Genomic DNA, 15678 nt, shown 5'->3' on the forward strand with positions numbered 1-15678 from the left:
ACACCCTGCCGCAGAGCGGGGGAAAGTCGGGATTTTCCCCGTTGACGCTGTCATATATGCAAATAATTCAATAAGTTACGAAGCGTACTTTGGGCGAAAATGGTCCTTTCGTCGCAGCGCAAGGCTGGTTATGATTCGTTCGCATCAAAGCCTTACACGGGCAAATCAATTCATCGCTGGGGAGCATATATGAAGCAAATAAAGCAACTCGTCATTGGCCTGGTTCTGGCTGCGGCGGCCGTGGGCGTACAGGCGTCGGCCAAGTTTTCCATCACGGGGGCCAGCAACGCCAAGCCCAGCACTTTCGAACAGGGTGCCTTCGGGATCGCCGGGCTGGACCTGGCCTCGCTGGGTATGAGCCTGAGCGATCTCAAGCTGGGCGGCACGCTGTCGGTAAAGGGCGGGAGGGACGATGTCAGCTACCAATTCCTCGGCAGTGAAGCTTCGTACAATAACTTCTTCGTGCGCGGCGCCAATGTATTCAAGAATGCCACCAGCCAGGTCGGCAGCAGCTTCACCAACCTGAATGTGACCGGCGCGCTGGACTTTGCTTTCCTGTCGCAAGGCAATGCCGCACAGAAGGCCGTCAACGGCGGCATCAATGCCGGACGTATCGGTACCATCCTCAGCGGCGACAAGCGCTCGGTGCTGATTACCTTCAACGACTTCGCCGCCGACAAGGACTTCGACGACATGGCCATCCTGGCTTCGTTCGTGCCCGCGCCGGTGCCGGAACCCGTCAGCTACGTCATGCTGATGGCCGGCATGCTGACCATGGGCTTTATTGCCCGTCGTCGAATGGGCGCCAATATCCGTTAAGCAGGACGCCGCCGTACCAGCGGGTGTTCAGGGACTTTGAGCAATCAAAGTCCCTTTTGTTTTATCCACGCCCCCTATTCCGGGGCGATAGCAAGCTACTTGCCGCCGTTCCCGCGCAAAAGCCCGTAAGTCAAAGCCGATCACAATAGCCACCCGCGCCTATTGCCGCTTCCTTGGTTCGTGCTCGCCGCCATTCAGGCCGAGCACGCTTGCTGGACCAAGCTCCCTTTCCAACGGGCACGTCGGTCCAGTTCATCTTGTAAATACCCAGAAGCAAGTGGAGACCTCAGCATGGATTTATCCAGGATCTGTCGAACTCATTCCCTCGAATTGGCGTCTGCCGGATTGGATTCCAAACATCCAAAGGAATGGACCGCAGAATTTCGCCATAGACATTCCGTCGATTCGGTGAATACCAAACGACCGTTGAAACTGCTCGCCGGTAGCAGGTTGCGCCAAGTACTAGCCGACCTGAAGGGCCGCGATCCATACCAGACGAGCCTTGATCTAAGTCAGGACAAAATAGGTGAGAAAGGCGCACAGGCGCTGGCCGACACCCTACGGCACAACGCCCATGTCGCCAGGCTCTTCCTGGCGTGTAACCAGCTCGGACCAAAGAGCGCACCAGCGCTCGCCGACATCCTGCAGCACACACCCAAGCTGATCGAACTCGAACTATGGCATAACGATCTTGGCGCCGACATGTGGGGAGCGGGCGTGGGCGGGGCGTTGAAGCAAGCGTCCAGCTTGACCAGGCTAGGCGTGGGCAGCAATGGACTAGGAAGGGCCGGCGCGGTGTCCTTGGCTCGCAACTTGCAGCACAGAACCAATCTGCAAATGCTCGACCTGGATAACAACCAGATCGACAGTTCCGGTATGCAGGCGCTCGTCCCGGTTTTGGAGCGCAATCCCAGCCTGAGCTACCTCAGCCTTAACTGTAACCAGCTCGGCGATACCGGCGCGCAGGCGCTGGCGCGCGCACTACGGCGGGAAGTCGGCCCGATCTCGCTTGAACTGGGCGAAAACCAGATCGGCAGCATCGGCGCAGAAGCGCTGGCCGCGTTCGTGCAGCAGTCCGAATGCGTGACCCGACTCGACTTGGCAGACAACCGAATCGATACCCGCGGCGCACTAGCCCTGGCTGATGCCCTGCGGTTCGACCCCAGTATGGAGTCGCTCAGTCTGGCCAGAAACCCCATCGGTGAAGACGGCGTAATCGCCTTGTTCGGGGCCCTGCAGCAAAAATCCAGCCTGACCTTGCTCAACCTGGGTGGAGTACCGATCAGTGCTGTAGGCTTGGCAGCGTTAGCCTCTGCACTGAAACGCAACAGCAAACTTGCCACGCTCTATCTGGGTCCCGTCAGCGACGCCAATATGCACGAAGTATTGGAAGCCTTGCGTGGCAATCATACGCTCACTTCCCTGGATGCTTCACGCAGGGGTGAGCGGGAGTTCAGCCCGGGTCTGGAAGAACCACCGACCTTGGCTGGCGATCCCGAAATGAAGGACGACTCGACATGGTTAGCTATCAGAAAATTATTAGAGCGCAATCTTGCCTTGGCCCGGAAACGCCATATCGGTGGCTATCGGTTGAAATAAACCATGATTTCATCCGACATCCCGGATGGGGTCGCTTGTGTTAGCGACTGCCAAACGAAGGCGGAGTGAGCGTGCATAAACGTACCTTGATTTCGTCAATCTCATGCATGCCGTGTAGCGCGGTTTCGTGGTCGGTACAAACTATCAGCGCTGCTTTGAAATACCACTCGGCCGCTTGAAAATATTGCTTCGCCATTTGCTTTTGGCCCTCTTTGACCAGCCCATCGGCCACCTTGATTTTCAGTCGGGCGTTTTCAATTTCCCGTCGCACAGTGCTAAGGAAGCGCGGCGCCCCGCATGTTCGCTCCGCGCGCTTGAATTGAACACATGCCGCCATCAGGAGGCGGGTATTGGCCAATTGCCTGCCCGCCTCGAGAAAAGCCTCTGCGCGCGCGTATGCCAGTGTTTCATTGCGCGAGAGTAATGTACCGATATCGTCCAGGATGTGCTTGGCGATACGCGCGGAGCTATCAAACGATGGCCTCAAATCGAGGGCAGGCATATCTATCAGGGTTGAATTTAGCTGTAGCCCCTCGGCAAGCGCATTTGCACCATCGTCACCGATTTTATTGCTCCAAAGCCCAAGGACGGCCAAGGAAGTATTGAGCGGGAGCGCTCGGGCCAGCTTCCGCGCACCGGCATCGCCGATGGCATTATGGCTCAGGTCGATCTGAGTTAAATGTAAATTGCTTTCCAGCGCAGTCGCCAGTGCTTCCGCGCCCTTATCGCCGATTTTGTTGTGGCAACAATAAAGCGAGGTTAGATTGGTATTGCGTGACAGCCCACGGGCAAATTCTTCCATGCCATCGCTTTCAAGGCTACATGCGATTAGCGCAAGTGATGTGAGCGGCGTTCTGTATGTAAGCACCCGGGCCAAGGCCCGCAGACCGATTTCGCCGCAAGTATTATGATTTAGCGTGAGATTGACGAGCGGGCACCCGCGGATAAGCGATTCAGCCAGCGAGCTGATGCCGCTGGGACCAAATTGGTTTACAGAAAGATCGAGAACGGTCAGGCCGCGACTGTGAGGTAAGGCATTTGCCAGCGCGTGTGCACCGCGTGCACCGATCTGGTTTTCACGTAGTTCGAGTACATGGAGGGTATTGTTTTGCTGGAGCCCTTTGGCAAGCGCTTCCGCACCTTGGTTGCCAACGTTCATCCGATAGAGCGAGAGCGCGGTGAGGCCAGTTTCGGCGAGCGCATTGGCCAGTATGTGTGCGGCTTGTTGACCGCAAGTGTTGTGCGCCAGTTCAAGCGTTTGGACTTGGCGATTTTTTTTGAGCAGATCGACAAGCTCCCCGATATCGCCGGGACTGAAGTCCGCGCCCTCCAGTCTAATCGCCTCGAGCGTTCGATCGCATTTACGCAGGCGATCGTAAAATTCGCGTATGCGTTCGCTTTGCCGATCTTCCGACGTAGATTGCGCGGCATATCCGGCGCTTACGGAAAGGGGTGTGCCTGAAATCATCATTGAGACGGTTCCTGTGCCAAACGCTCCGGCTCCCTGGGCGAGACGATATCCGGCAACGCCGCCCGCTAGGGGCTATTTCAAAGTGCAGCTTGTCCAATTTATTGCCACGGCTGCAGTGGCAGCGTATTGCGATTTCACCCAAATTTTTGCTTTAACGTAAAAGAGTGGATCCAGCGTTGGGCGGACTTCATACAACTTCACACTCGCCGCATCCTTAGCGCACACGACCTTTGCATACTTGCTGCCATCTCAACGAGGAGCGAGTGATGTCTAGATCTTTATTCCTGAAGGTATTGGCCATCGGGGTGCTGGCGCTGCTGCTGCTGATCCCGCTGTCCATGGTGAGCGGCATGGTGTCGGATAGGCAGATGTTCCGCGAGCAGGCCATCAAATCGATTTCGGATGGCACGGCCGGCAGCCAATTGCTGGCCGGACCGGTCTGGGTGCTGCCCTACCGGCAACAGGTGCAAGTCACGGCCAGCGACAATTCGGGCGCCACGCATACCGCCTGGCGCGATTTCCAGGTGCGCGTGCTGCCGGATAAACTGGCCGTGGGTGGCCGCCTGCGCACCGAGATGTTGCGGCGGGGGATCTACGAGACCCAGCGCTACACCGCCGACCTGACCGTCAAGGGCCACTTCGTGCTGCCGGCCAATGCGGGTCTGGCGGCGGATGCCACGCGGCAATGGGGTCAGCCTTATTTAAGCGTGGGTGTGCAGGATGTGCGCGGCATCAAGGCCAGTCCCACCACGGAATGGGGTAAGGAAAAGGTCGGTTTTGCACCGGGTGCCAAGCTGAAAGCCCTGGGCAGCGGTATCCACGCCATGTTGCCGAACTACGATGGCAACGCCGTCACCGTGCCCTTCAGCTTCAAGCTGACACTGGATGGGATGGATGATTTGAGTTTGCTGCCGCTGGGTCGCGATACCGAGGTTTCGCTGCAATCGGATTGGCAAACACCCAGCTTCTTCGGCCGCTTCCTGCCGGAAAACCGCGATTATGGTCCACAGGGCTTTACGGCACGCTGGCGTGCGTCCTGGTTCTCCAGCAATTTGAGCGAGCATTTCGAAAACTGCGTGCAGAGCAATGAATGCGACCCGTTCCGTGGCGCCAGCATGGGCGTGCGCCTGGTCGAGCCGGTAGATGTCTACTTGCAGAGTGAACGGGCGGTGAAGTATGGCTTTCTGTTTGTCTTTCTCACCTTCTGCACCTTCTTCCTGACGGAAGTACTCAAGCGCGTCAGCATCCATCCGGTGCAGTACGGCCTGGTCGGCATGTCGCTGGCGGTGTTCTTCCTCCTGCTATTGTCCTTTGCCGAGCAGTGGTCCTTTACGCCGGCCTATTTGTTGGCGGCGACAGCCTGCGTTGCACAGAATGGCTTCTATGCCGCCCATGCCCTGGGCAGCAGATTGCGGGGCCTGGCATTTGCCGCGCTGCTGGCGGGCCTCTATGCGATGTTATTCGTCCTGCTGCGCTCGGCCGATCATGCTCTGCTGCTGGGTTCCATCCTGTTGTTCGGCCTGTTGACGGCCGCGATGGTGCTGACCCGCAAGCTGGATTGGTATGGCTTGAACAATGTGGAGGAGAAATAAATGTCAATGTACGTCCCTTGCTTGTCGGGACGGGCGGCCACGCCCACCAGCCTGCGCCGCACGATACGGGCGGCGCAGTGGTGCGGGCTGCTGCCCATGCTGGGCGGCAGCCTGATCCTGGGGGGGTGGGTCTATAGCGCCGCCAATTTCCTGCCGCTGATCGGTCTGCTCAATGTGCTGTTGGGATTCGCCCTGTTCGGCGCGGGAGCGGGCTTGATCTACGCCGCCTACTTGCGCGCCGGCAGGCGCCGGGTACCCGGCGCGGGCCTGGCGATTGTCCTGCTGATGGCCAATTTCCCGCTGGCGCTGTTGTTTGGCGGGGTGGCCGCCCAGGTGGAGGAGCAGCGTCTGCAAGCGGCGGCCTGCGTGCCGGCCGCGACTTTGCAACACGCCGAGCCGACCGGCCTGGCCGACGCGCGGAGACGGCCATGCTGAGCACTTACAGGACGTAACGGGCCAGGTCTTCGGACTGGGCCAGTTCGCCCAGGCGCTTATCGACAAAACCGGCGTCGATGCTCACCTTGCCCGCCAGCGCGCTGAAGGCCACGTCTTCCAGCAGGCGTTCCATGACCGTGTACAAGCGGCGCGCACCGATGTTTTCGGTCTTCTCGTTGACCTGGAAGGCGATCTCGGCCAAGCGGCGGATGCCGTCGGGGGTGAATTCCAGCACGACTTCCTCGGTGGCGAGCAAGGCCTGGTATTGCTTGGTCAGGCAGGCGTCGGTACCGGTGAGGATCTGTTCGAAATCGGCCACCGACAGGGAGTCGAGTTCGACCCGGATGGGGAAGCGGCCCTGCAGTTCGGGAATCAGGTCGGATGGCTTGGCCAGATGGAAGGCGCCCGAGGCGATGAACAGGATATGGTCGGTTTTCACCATGCCGTACTTGGTGCTGACCGTGGTGCCTTCCACCAGCGGTAGCAGATCGCGCTGTACGCCCTGGCGCGAGACGTCGCCGCCGTGGCCTTCGCTACGGCTGGTGACCTTGTCGATCTCGTCCAGAAAGACAATACCGTTCTGTTCCACCGCCATCAGCGCTTCGGCTTTCAGTTCTTCCTGGTTGATCAGGCGGCCGGCTTCCTCCTCGATCAGCAGCTTCATGGCTTCGGGCACCTTGAGCTTGCGGGTGCTGCGCTTTTGCTGGGCAATGCCCTGGAACATGGTCTGGATCTGGTTGCTGAGATCCTCCATGCCCGGAGGCGCGAAGATCTCGGCGCTGATGCCGCCGTCGGATACTTCGATTTCGATCTCGCGGTCGTTCAGCTTTTCCTCGCGCAGCATCTTGCGGAATTTCTGGCGGGTCTCGCCGGACTCGCCGCCTGGGCTCGACTGGCTGCCGAATTGGCTGGGGTGCGGCGGCAGCAAGGCGTCCAGCACGCGTTCCTCGGCGGCTTCTTCGGCCAAGCCGCGCACCCGTTTGGTGGCGATATCGCGGGTTTGCTTCAGCGCCATCTCGACCAGGTCGCGAATGATGCTGTCTACATCGCGGCCGACATAGCCGACTTCGGTGAACTTGGTGGCCTCCACCTTGATAAACGGGGCGTTCGAAAGCCGCGCCAGGCGGCGGGCGATCTCGGTCTTGCCCACCCCGGTCGGTCCTATCATCAGGATGTTCTTGGGGGTGATCTCGCTGCGCAGCGGCTCGCCGACCTGCTGGCGCCGCCAGCGATTGCGCAGGGCGACCGCCACCGCGCGCTTGGCCTTGTGCTGGCCGACGATATGTTTGTCCAGCTCGTGGACGATTTCCTGAGGGGTCATCTGGCTCATGTTTTGCCTTTATCGATCGGATGAGGCCGACCTTTCTGCGGAAACCCGGCGGCTTTTGGCCAACCGGGGGCTACAGTGTTTCGATCAGATGGTTCTGATTGGTGTAGATGCAGATGTCACCGGCGATTTCGAGTGATTTTTTGACAATCAGTTCAGGCGCCAGCTCGGTATGTTCGAATAAAGCGCGGGCGGCGGCCTGGGCGAATGCCCCGCCCGAGCCGATGGCGGCAATACCTTGTTCGGGTTCAAGCACGTCGCCATTGCCGGTAATGACCAGGGTGGCGGTCTTGTCCGCCACGATCAGCATGGCTTCCAGGCGCCGCAGCATGCGGTCGGTACGCCAATCCTTGGCCAATTCCACGGCGGAACGCAGCAGGTGGCCCTGGTGCTTTTCCAGCTTGGCTTCGAAACGCTCGAATAGAGTGAAGGCATCGGCGGTACCGCCGGCGAAGCCGACGATCACCTTGTCGTGATAAAGCTTGCGCACCTTGCGGGCGGTGGATTTGATCACCACATTGCCTAGGGTGACCTGGCCGTCGCCGCCCAGGGCGACCTGGTCGCCTCGGCGGACTGAAAGAATGGTGGTGCCGTCAAATTGCTGCATGGGACTTGTCCGAGGGAGTGGGATACTTCCCTGAACATGGGGGGCTTACGCTTGGATTACAAGCTCACGACGAATCGGCGGACGGTACGCCGGGACGTGCTTATTTTTTCCGGACGATGGTGGCGACTTCGGCGATGCCCATGATGCGGAACAGGGCCACGATCAGTTCATTGGCACCGATCAGGGTGACATGCTTGGACTGCGCGGTGAGCGCCACCAAGGTATTCATCAGCATGCCGGCGCTGACGAAGTCCACTCGCGGTACGCGGGAAAAATCTATCCGTACCTCGCTATGCGTATTGGCGTACTCGTGCAGCGGGGCAAAGACGGCGTCGCTGGCCGAGATGATGGCGCCTTCGAACTTGAAGGCATCCTCGTCGGGTTCCGGCGGCGGCGCTTCGGCCCGCAGCTTGGCATCGTCGGCGGCGACCTCGGCCACGGTCTTGGTCTTGGCGGTGGCATCCCAGGAGGGCGGCGACATCTCGTAGGTGATGGCGTAATCCACCGCGGTGTTCTCGAAATCCTCCTGCAAGCCCAGCAGCTGGAAGATTTCCATCAGCAGCAGCCAGTAGGGCGCTTCTTCTTCCACCCGGCGCATGACTTCGATGCGGGTTTTGAGCTTTTCGGCGAAGGCGGGCCCTCCCGTAGGCTGGAACTTGGCTTTCTTCTTCTTGAATTTGACCCAGCGGGCCACGATGGCTGCCGCGGCGGCCGATTCGATCTGATCGATCCGGCCGAAATCGACGCGGACGGCCACCCCGGTCTGGGTGTGCTTTTCCAATTGGTCGAGCAAGCCTTCGATACCGTCGGCGATAACCTTATGGGGAAACAGGAAATACGGGCCGCCGGCCTTGGCCGCCTGGGGGGCCGCCGCCGGTTTGCTGCTCGCCCCGCCGCTTTGCCAGACCGGCGCGCTGCGTTCGAACTCCACCACGAATTTCAGGGCAAGCTCGTCGAACTCGGCGCGGCGATTGCGCATTTGATAAAGGTCGAACAGCATCAGCCAGGTGTCGAAGGCATGGTGGCCTTCGGCGGTGACGATATCGCCGGCCAGGATGGAAATGGCATCGTCGATCTGGTCGTTGGCGAAGCTGACCGCCGCCTGCTCCATGGCCGGCGACAGCATATCGCTTTCGGCCACATCGATCTTGGCGGCGGATATCGTTGCCGGACCGATGGTGGTGAAGTCGAGTACCGGCAACTCGCGTTGCGCCTCGGCTGCTTCCACCGATTCCACAGCCTGCCCGCCCGGCGGGACGGCAGCCTTGGGCTGGACCAGTCGCGGTGCCTTGGGCAGCGGTTCGTCCGGCGTTACGTCTTTTTTCTTGAAGAAGGAAAACACCACAATTTTGCCCCGATAGCCCGCGCTTCTCACGCGCGGTGCGCCGATTCTACTGCCTGAGGTGGAAAATGCGCACCCCTTGTCTGCAAGGTACACACGTCAGTCTACCGCTTGGACGGTGCTGGACAAGCCCCGCGTATGCTAATTCAGAGCTGGCCGCGTACCTGGAAGCTGACCAGGGCACGTTGCCCGCCGCCGCTATCGACCAGCGCCAAGCGATGCTTGCCGGCTACGGGCCGCCAGTACCGTGCCGTCCCGGCCGGTCCAAGCCGCTGTCCGTCCAGTTGCCAAAAAAGCCCGTCGGCATTGGCGGCACGCAATTGCAGCCGTTGCCGTTCGACCGGAATATCGGGGTCGAGTGCGACGATCAATTGCTCGGCGGGGTAGACGATGGTCGGCCCCAGCCGGCTGGAAGCCAGCTCCACGCTGTCCTGGCCGGTGCCGGCCAGGAAATATTCACGCCGCGCCGCTTCGACGGCCGGCTGGTAATGGATGCTGCGCGCTTCGATGCCGGCCAGCATGGGGGGCGCGATGGCACCGTCGCCCAGCCGGGCAACGATGGCTCGCCAGGCGGGGGCCGCACCGCTGACGCCGGAAACGTCCCACATGGCCTCGCCATCGGCATTCCCCACCCAGACGGCGATGGTGTGGCGGCGGGTAAACCCGACCGCCCAGTTGTCGCGCATATCCTTGCTGGTGCCGGTCTTGACCGCCGTCCAACTGGGTGTGGCCAGGGCATTGTCCAGGCCGAAGGCCGGTGCGCGGGCGGCCCGGTCGGACAGGATATCGCCCACCAGCCAGCTGGCCGCGCTGTCCAGTACCGCCGGTCCCGCGAGGGAGTGCCGGCCGGGCGGGCTGCTCAGACGCCAGGGCGACTGGCGGCCGCCGTTGGCCAGGGTGCGATAGGCATTCGCCAGGTCGATCAGCCTGACTTCGGCGGCGCCCAGGGCCAAGCCATAGCCGTAGTGCTCGGGCGGTTGCGGCAGATTCAGCCCCAGCTGCTTCAACCGCGCGTGGAAGTCGTCCAGGCCGACCAGCAGCAAGGTGCGAACCGCCGGGATATTCAAGGAAGACGCCAGCGAGGTGCGCACGCTGACCGGTCCCCGGAAGCTGTGGTCATAATTCTGCGGAATATACTGGCCGGCCGGGGTGTCCAGCGCAACCGGACTGTCGTCCAGCAGCGAGGCCGGTGTGAGTAGCTTGCGCTCGATGGCCAGCTGATACAGGAAGGGTTTAAGCGTGGAGCCGGCCTGGCGGGGTGCGAGCACGCCGTCGACAAAGCGGGCGCCTGCACCGGCGCCCGGCGTACCCACCCATGCCAGTACCTCGCCGCTCTGGTTGTCGATCACCACCGCGGCGGCATCGCGGACATTGCGCCCCTGCAATTGCGCCAGGTTCTCCCGCAGCTGCCGGCGCACCTCGGCTTGTAGATGACCGTCCAGGCTGGTGTGCAGACGCTGTCCGGCCGATGGCTTGAGCAGGGCCGCCAGCTCCGGCGCCTCATTCGCGCCGGGTAGGCGCTGCTGTGGCGCTATCAGTACCGCCAGGGCGTGGGCCCGCAGTACCGCGCAGTCGCCGGCTGGGGTGGCGGTCGATGCGGCCAGGGCGCAGGCACGCCGGGCGGCGGTTTCCGCCCCGGTATTGGGCGACCGCAACAGGCTGGCCAGCAGTAAGGCATCGTGTTGGTCCAGGCTGGCGGGCGCCTTGCCGAACAGCAGGCGGCTGGCGGCGTCGATGCCGACCAGTTCGCCGCGAAAGGGCGCCAGATTGAGATAGGCCTCCAGGATCTGGCGCTTGGACCATGCCGTTTCGATCCGGCTGGCCGCCCACATCTGGCCGGTTTTCTGCCAGAGGCTGCGGCGGCCGTTGCGTAGGCGCAATGCGGGATCGAGCAGGCCGGCCAACTGCATGGTGATGGTGCTGGCGCCACGGACGTCACCGCTGGCGCTATCGATCGCGGCGGCGCCCAAGGCGGTCCAATCGATACCGCCATGCTCGAAAAAGTGGCGATCCTCGGCAGCCAGGACAGCCTCCACCAGGCGCGGCGATACCGCATCCAATCCCACCCATTGCAGGCGCCGCTCCTGCGGGTCTATGCGCACTGCCTGCAAGGGTTGGCCTTGGCGATCCAGCAGCAAGGCTTCGGAGGAGCGCCAAGCATGGCGGACCTGCTCTGCCGATGGGGCCGGCGCGCAGGCGGACAGCAAGGGGAGAAAAAGAATAATTGCAGCCAGGCGGAACCTGGCGGCATACCGCCAGTCGGAGGCAGTGCTGCGTGATTGTTGAGTTGTGATCATGTTGCGTTGTTTCTCCTCGATCCTGTCCCCCTGCAGGATTAACTTCATGGCGCGGACTGCAATCCGCGCCAGTTTTTTTCCAAGTACGCCGAAAACGTCAATCGACGTTCAATAACGCGCCATCTCGGGATCCACCTGTTCTGCCCAGGCGGCCACGCCACCATGCAGATTGTAGATATCGTCGAAGCCGGCACGTTCCAGAAAGGCACCCACCTGGTAGCTGCGCATGCCGTGGTGACAGATCACCACGATAGCTTGCTCGGCATCCAGCTCGCCGTGCCTGGCCGGGACCGTGTTCATCGGCAGATGGGTCGCCCCGTCGAGATGGCAGAGGGCGAATTCCCAGTCTTCGCGCACATCCAGCAACAGTGGTTTGACGGTGGAGGGATCGGCCAGCCATTGCGCCAGTTCTACAGGAGAGAGTTGTTTCATGGTGGGGGAGCGTAGTAAGAAGGGATGGGAGAATGGCTCAACCGGCAGAACCGTCCAACTCGGCCGTATACATCTCGGCCTGGCCGTCGCGCAGCAGCACGGTGCGGTTGCGGCCGGCGTGCTTGGCCTGGTATAGCGCACGGTCGGCCGCCTGCAGCATTTCGGTCGCCGCCTGTTCCACGGCATGGACGGTGTGGCGGCCTTCCAGCCCGGCGCAGCCGAAGCTCATGGTAACCGGTACATGGGTGCCTTGCCATTCCACCTGGCGCGCCTCGATCAGGCCGCGCAGCCGGTCGGCCACTTCGGCGGCCTGGTCCGCGCTGGTTTCCGGCAGCAGGATGGCGAATTCCTCGCCACCCAGCCTGCCCACGGTATCGATGGCACGTTTATGTAGGTTGAGCAAACGGGCGACCTCGACCAGGACCGCGTCGCCGGCGGCATGGCCCAGGGTATCGTTGACCAGCTTGAAGTGGTCGATATCGGCCATGATGACCGCCAGCGGGCGTTGACTGCGCTGGCTGCGGCGCGTTTCGCTGGAGAGGGCGGTTAGGAATTGGCGGCGGTTGGGAATGCCGGTCAGGGCGTCGGTGGTGGCCAGCCGGCGCATCTCGGCTTCCACCTTGAGCAGGCGGGTATGTTGTTCGCCCAGCTTGGTATAGGCGCGGGCATTGGCAACCGCCACCGCCACATAGGCGCTGAGGGTGCGGAAGATCAGCTGCTCGCGCGGGCCATAGGCGTGCTCGATGGCGGATTGAATGGTCAGCACGCCCAGCAGCTCATCGCCCACCATCAGCGGGCCAAACCAGGAAGCCAGTACGACCTGGGTGCCTGGCACATGCGACGCGCTGACTTCGCCGGGTTTGTGTTCAACCAGGATCTCGCGTTGTTCGCGTGCGCAGCGGGCCGCTTGCGAGTTCGGGTGATCGAGGGCCAGCCGCCGGTCGGGTACCGACAGACCGTTTTCGACGCCGCGCCCTACCATTTCCTTGCCGTTCGGTTCCAATACCGAGATGCCGACATAGTTGACCTGGGTCAGCCGGCCAAGATTGCTGACCAAGGTCTGCAGCACATTGCCCACGTGCAGGTTGGCGGTGATCTCGCGGCCGATGCGGCCGAGGTTCTCCAGCACCTGCATGGAGGCTTCCAATTCGCGCGCACGGGCAATCTGGGCATCCGCCAAGGTGCGTTGATACTCCGCCTCTATCCTTTGCTGCTCGGTCTTATGGCGCAATGCCAGGGCGATCAATTGGTTGGCCACCCGGCGATTCTCGGCATTGCTGGCCTTGGCGCGAGCCTGCCGATTGCAATCCAGGGCACGCGCCAGGTTGCCGACCTGCTCGTAGGCGCGTGACAGCGCTTCCAGCAGGGCGACGTTTTCGGAATGTCCGCCCATTCCGGTCACGACCTCCAGGGCGTGTTCCAGGTGGGGTAGCGGGCTACTGTCCGGTGTGGGAAAGGCTTCATCGATCTCCGCCAAGGCGCGCAGGGCGCCGACCTGCCAGAACGGCAACTGATGTTGTTCGGTCAGCGTCAGCCCGGCCAATACTTCGCGGCGGGCGGTTTCGCCGTCGCCCAGGCCGGCATGGGCGCGGCCGGCCAGGATGCGCGCATCGGCCACGATCGCGTGGGTGCCCAGTTGGGCACCGATCCGTTCGGCCGCTCCGGCATGTTGCAAGGCACGCTGAAATTGTCCGGCGGCCAACTCGGTCTGGCTCAGGTAGCAGTTGGCCATGGCCATGCTGCGCGAGTTCGGTACCGGCTTGAGCCAGCCTACCGCTTCGGCCAGCAAGGCGATGCTGCGGTCGAGTTGGCCGGCTTCGCGGGCCAGGCTGCCCAGCAAGGCCAAGGTATCGCCCAATGCCACCGGCCAGCCGCTGCTACGCGCCAGGGCCAGTGTCTGTTCCACCCAATGCAGTGCGCTTTCGCGATCGTCCAGATTGGCCAGGGCAGCGCTCAGCGTATTACCGATACGTATACGCCACAGCATCATGCCCGCGCTGGCGGCGGGGGTAATCATCTGGGCGAAGTCGATGGCGGCTTGGGCATATTCGCCGCCGTTGAATAGTCTTACCCCTTCGGCCATCCCGCGTAGTACCTGGGCGGCTACCGGCGTATGAAGCGGGTCTGGCGGTCCTGCCTGCTTGTGGGCACTCGCGGTGGGGTCGGCATAGACTTCGGCCAGTTCGCACCAGGCCGCCGCGATCGCTTGTCTGATCTCATCGTCGGCCTGCCGGTAGCAGGCAAGCGCCTGGCCGGCCCTGGCAAGATGTGCCTGGCTGTCGCCGCCGGCGTTGGCCAGCAGGGAAGCGGTCAGGTGGCAGTCGCCCATGCCGACCAGGTCTCCGGCGGATTCGAATGCCGCCTGGGCGGTGTCGATCAAGCCGGCCGCTTCGTCGAAACGGGTAAATAGCAGGGCCGCCTCGCCGCGCAGGAGGTCCAGCCGGGCCAGCAGGCAGGTGTTGTCGGCCGCGGCCCAACCCAGCCGGGCGGCTACGTCATCGGCCAGCGTCAATGCCCGGCGGGTATCGCGCTGGCGCAAATGCCAAGCCAGCGCGACCTGGTCAGCGGGCGAATGGACGCCTTCAGCGGCAAGGCTGGCTTCCAGCGTTGCGAGCACGGCATCGTCGGCGAATAATTCCATGCGCATCCTCGGTGGACATACGATGGCGACCGGTCCGTGCCGCAATCTCGATGTCGATATGTGCTGACCCTATCAAGCGCCGCAGCACTTCTTGTATTTTTTTCCGCTGCCGCAAGGGCAGGGGTCATTGCGGCCGACCTTGGGCGCCTCGCGGACGGTGGGCGGACGCTTGGGCCGCCCGACGATTCGTCGTCGTCGCTGTCTTCATCGGGCTGGAAGCATGCCCAGCGCCCGATTTCGGCCAATATATCGCGAGGATAGCCCCAGCCGTGCGCCAATTCTTCCGTGCGGCAGGTCTGCCAATCGCGCTGTAGCCGTTTGCTGGTTTCGTCGAGCTTGTTGAAACTGCTCTCCACCAGGCCGTCGTCGAACCATTCGCTGACCGCCGGCAGCAATTCGCCGGCGCCGATCTCTTCCATGGTCACGACCAGCTCGGATAGATAGTCGCTATCCGTACCCTGCTCGGGCTGCAAACCTTCGTCAACCATGCGTTCGGCTTCTCCGCCGGCTTCCTGCTCCAGCCAGGCCAGCAACTCGCTGCGAGGGTAATCGCCTTCCAGTGTGCGCAAGGCCAAGGCACGCAAGGCGGCCGAGCGGCTCCAGAAATAGACCGAACGATCCGCCGCCAATGCTTGCAGGGCTGCTTCGTCGCCCGGACAGGTCGCGGCCAGGGCACGCGGCAGCCCTTCGGTCAGGTGGTCGCCCAGCAGCTCTTCCAGCGTCTCGCCATCCAGCCTGGCGATTTGCAGCAGTGGTTGGAAGCCACGGGCATCGCGCAGGGCGGCCAGCAGATGCATGGCATACAGGTGCAGCATCCGTGCTTCGTCGGCGTCGATGCGCTTGGCGGTGTCGCCCAGGCATTCTGTCAGTTCATCGACCAGGTACGGTGCGTAGGCTTCGGGCTGGCGCAGCACCGCCAACAGGGCGAGCAGGGGAAAGGATTCGGTAAAACAGGCCAGTTCGGTCTCGATGGCGGGCCAGTCCGCGGGTAGCAGGGCTTCCTGCGAGGCGTTCAGACTGGGAAGGGGATACGTCATAAACAGGCTTTCGATGGTATGGGGGGCCGCTGTGATAGCCGCGCTACCTTCTATTGTAGCGGTCCCGCCGACAACCATG

The 15678-nt window shown here is 62.2% G+C and carries 11 protein-coding genes and 2 pseudogenes; 4 read left to right on the forward strand and 9 right to left on the reverse strand.

Translation table 11 applies throughout. The annotated features are described in order from the left end of the window. The first annotated feature begins 189 nt into the window (after positions 1 to 189). Positions 190 to 819 carry a PEP-CTERM sorting domain-containing protein gene (locus FNU76_RS12415; protein ID WP_179958096.1) on the forward strand — a complete coding sequence of 210 codons (630 nt, stop codon included), beginning with the start codon at positions 190 to 192 and terminating at the stop codon, positions 817 to 819. Between the two features lie 291 nt (positions 820 to 1110). After that, positions 1111 to 2418, forward strand: a complete 1308-nt coding sequence (locus tag FNU76_RS12420; protein WP_144278494.1) for a leucine-rich repeat domain-containing protein — start codon at positions 1111 to 1113, stop codon at positions 2416 to 2418. A 40-nt stretch (positions 2419 to 2458) separates the two neighbouring features. Here the strand turns inward: FNU76_RS12420 and FNU76_RS12425 are convergent, their stop codons facing one another. Further along, positions 2459 to 3889: a leucine-rich repeat domain-containing protein gene (locus FNU76_RS12425; protein WP_144278495.1), complete on the reverse strand. Its 1431-nt coding sequence runs from the start codon at positions 3887 to 3889 to the stop codon at positions 2459 to 2461. A gap of 266 nt (positions 3890 to 4155) precedes the next feature. On the opposite strand from FNU76_RS12425, the gene creD reads away from it, so the two are divergent. Together creD and FNU76_RS12435 are read left to right on the forward strand one after the other, a co-directional pair. Then, positions 4156 to 5481 (forward strand): cell envelope integrity protein CreD, encoded by a 1326-nt coding sequence (creD, locus tag FNU76_RS12430; RefSeq protein ID WP_144278496.1) that lies wholly within the window; start codon positions 4156 to 4158, stop codon positions 5479 to 5481. Next, positions 5482 to 5916 carry a hypothetical protein gene (locus FNU76_RS12435; protein ID WP_144278497.1) on the forward strand — a complete coding sequence of 145 codons (435 nt, stop codon included), beginning with the start codon at positions 5482 to 5484 and terminating at the stop codon, positions 5914 to 5916. 4 nt (positions 5917 to 5920) lie between these two features. On the opposite strand, the gene hslU is transcribed toward FNU76_RS12435, so the two are convergent. From hslU to FNU76_RS24570, 8 genes and pseudogenes are all read right to left on the reverse strand, one after another. Further along, the gene (hslU, locus tag FNU76_RS12440) at positions 5921 to 7246 is read right to left on the reverse strand and encodes an ATP-dependent protease ATPase subunit HslU (protein WP_144278498.1); all 1326 of its coding nucleotides are present in this window, start codon (positions 7244 to 7246) and stop codon (positions 5921 to 5923) included. Between the two features lie 70 nt (positions 7247 to 7316). Continuing rightward, complete coding sequence (gene hslV, locus FNU76_RS12445) at positions 7317 to 7850, reverse strand: ATP-dependent protease subunit HslV (protein ID WP_144278499.1); 534 nt, start codon at positions 7848 to 7850, stop codon at positions 7317 to 7319. A 100-nt stretch (positions 7851 to 7950) separates the two neighbouring features. Further along, the gene (locus FNU76_RS12450) at positions 7951 to 9192 is read right to left on the reverse strand and encodes an STAS domain-containing protein (RefSeq protein ID WP_144278500.1); all 1242 of its coding nucleotides are present in this window, start codon (positions 9190 to 9192) and stop codon (positions 7951 to 7953) included. A 146-nt stretch (positions 9193 to 9338) separates the two neighbouring features. Continuing rightward, positions 9339 to 11489, reverse strand: a complete 2151-nt coding sequence (gene pbpC / locus FNU76_RS12455) for a penicillin-binding protein 1C (RefSeq protein ID WP_144278501.1) — start codon at positions 11487 to 11489, stop codon at positions 9339 to 9341. 108 nt (positions 11490 to 11597) lie between these two features. Then, positions 11598 to 11921 (reverse strand): rhodanese-like domain-containing protein, encoded by a 324-nt coding sequence (locus FNU76_RS12460; protein ID WP_144278502.1) that lies wholly within the window; start codon positions 11919 to 11921, stop codon positions 11598 to 11600. Between the two features lie 37 nt (positions 11922 to 11958). Then, entirely contained in the window at positions 11959 to 14562 is a 2604-nt protein-coding gene (locus FNU76_RS12465; RefSeq protein ID WP_179958097.1) for a sensor domain-containing diguanylate cyclase, read from the reverse strand. A 72-nt stretch (positions 14563 to 14634) separates the two neighbouring features. Further along, a pseudogene (locus FNU76_RS24105) lies at positions 14635 to 14730 on the reverse strand (SEC-C metal-binding domain-containing protein); the annotation flags it as partial. A 56-nt stretch (positions 14731 to 14786) separates the two neighbouring features. Next, positions 14787 to 15677 (reverse strand): annotated as a pseudogene (locus FNU76_RS24570) (DUF1186 domain-containing protein); the annotation flags it as partial. Between the last annotated feature and the right edge of the window lies 1 nt (position 15678).

Source organism: Chitinimonas arctica (genome assembly GCF_007431345.1).
GTDB classification, from domain to species: Bacteria; Pseudomonadota; Gammaproteobacteria; order Burkholderiales; family Chitinimonadaceae; genus Chitinimonas; species Chitinimonas arctica.

Excerpts from the sequence above, each read along its gene's own strand:
- FNU76_RS12415 (WP_179958096.1), top strand. The coding sequence starts at position 190 with ATGAAGCAAATAAAGCAACTCGTCATTGGCCTGGTTCTGGCTGCGGCG.
- FNU76_RS12420 (WP_144278494.1), top strand. The coding sequence starts at position 1,111 with ATGGATTTATCCAGGATCTGTCGAACTCATTCCCTCGAATTGGCGTCT.
- FNU76_RS12425 (WP_144278495.1), bottom strand. The coding sequence starts at position 3,889 with ATGATGATTTCAGGCACACCCCTTTCCGTAAGCGCCGGATATGCCGCG.
- creD (WP_144278496.1), top strand. The coding sequence starts at position 4,156 with ATGTCTAGATCTTTATTCCTGAAGGTATTGGCCATCGGGGTGCTGGCG.
- FNU76_RS12435 (WP_144278497.1), top strand. The coding sequence starts at position 5,482 with ATGTCAATGTACGTCCCTTGCTTGTCGGGACGGGCGGCCACGCCCACC.
- hslU (WP_144278498.1), bottom strand. The coding sequence starts at position 7,246 with ATGAGCCAGATGACCCCTCAGGAAATCGTCCACGAGCTGGACAAACAT.
- hslV (WP_144278499.1), bottom strand. The coding sequence starts at position 7,850 with ATGCAGCAATTTGACGGCACCACCATTCTTTCAGTCCGCCGAGGCGAC.
- pbpC (WP_144278501.1), bottom strand. The coding sequence starts at position 11,489 with ATGATCACAACTCAACAATCACGCAGCACTGCCTCCGACTGGCGGTAT.
- FNU76_RS12460 (WP_144278502.1), bottom strand. The coding sequence starts at position 11,921 with ATGAAACAACTCTCTCCTGTAGAACTGGCGCAATGGCTGGCCGATCCC.
- FNU76_RS12465 (WP_179958097.1), bottom strand. The coding sequence starts at position 14,562 with ATGGAATTATTCGCCGACGATGCCGTGCTCGCAACGCTGGAAGCCAGC.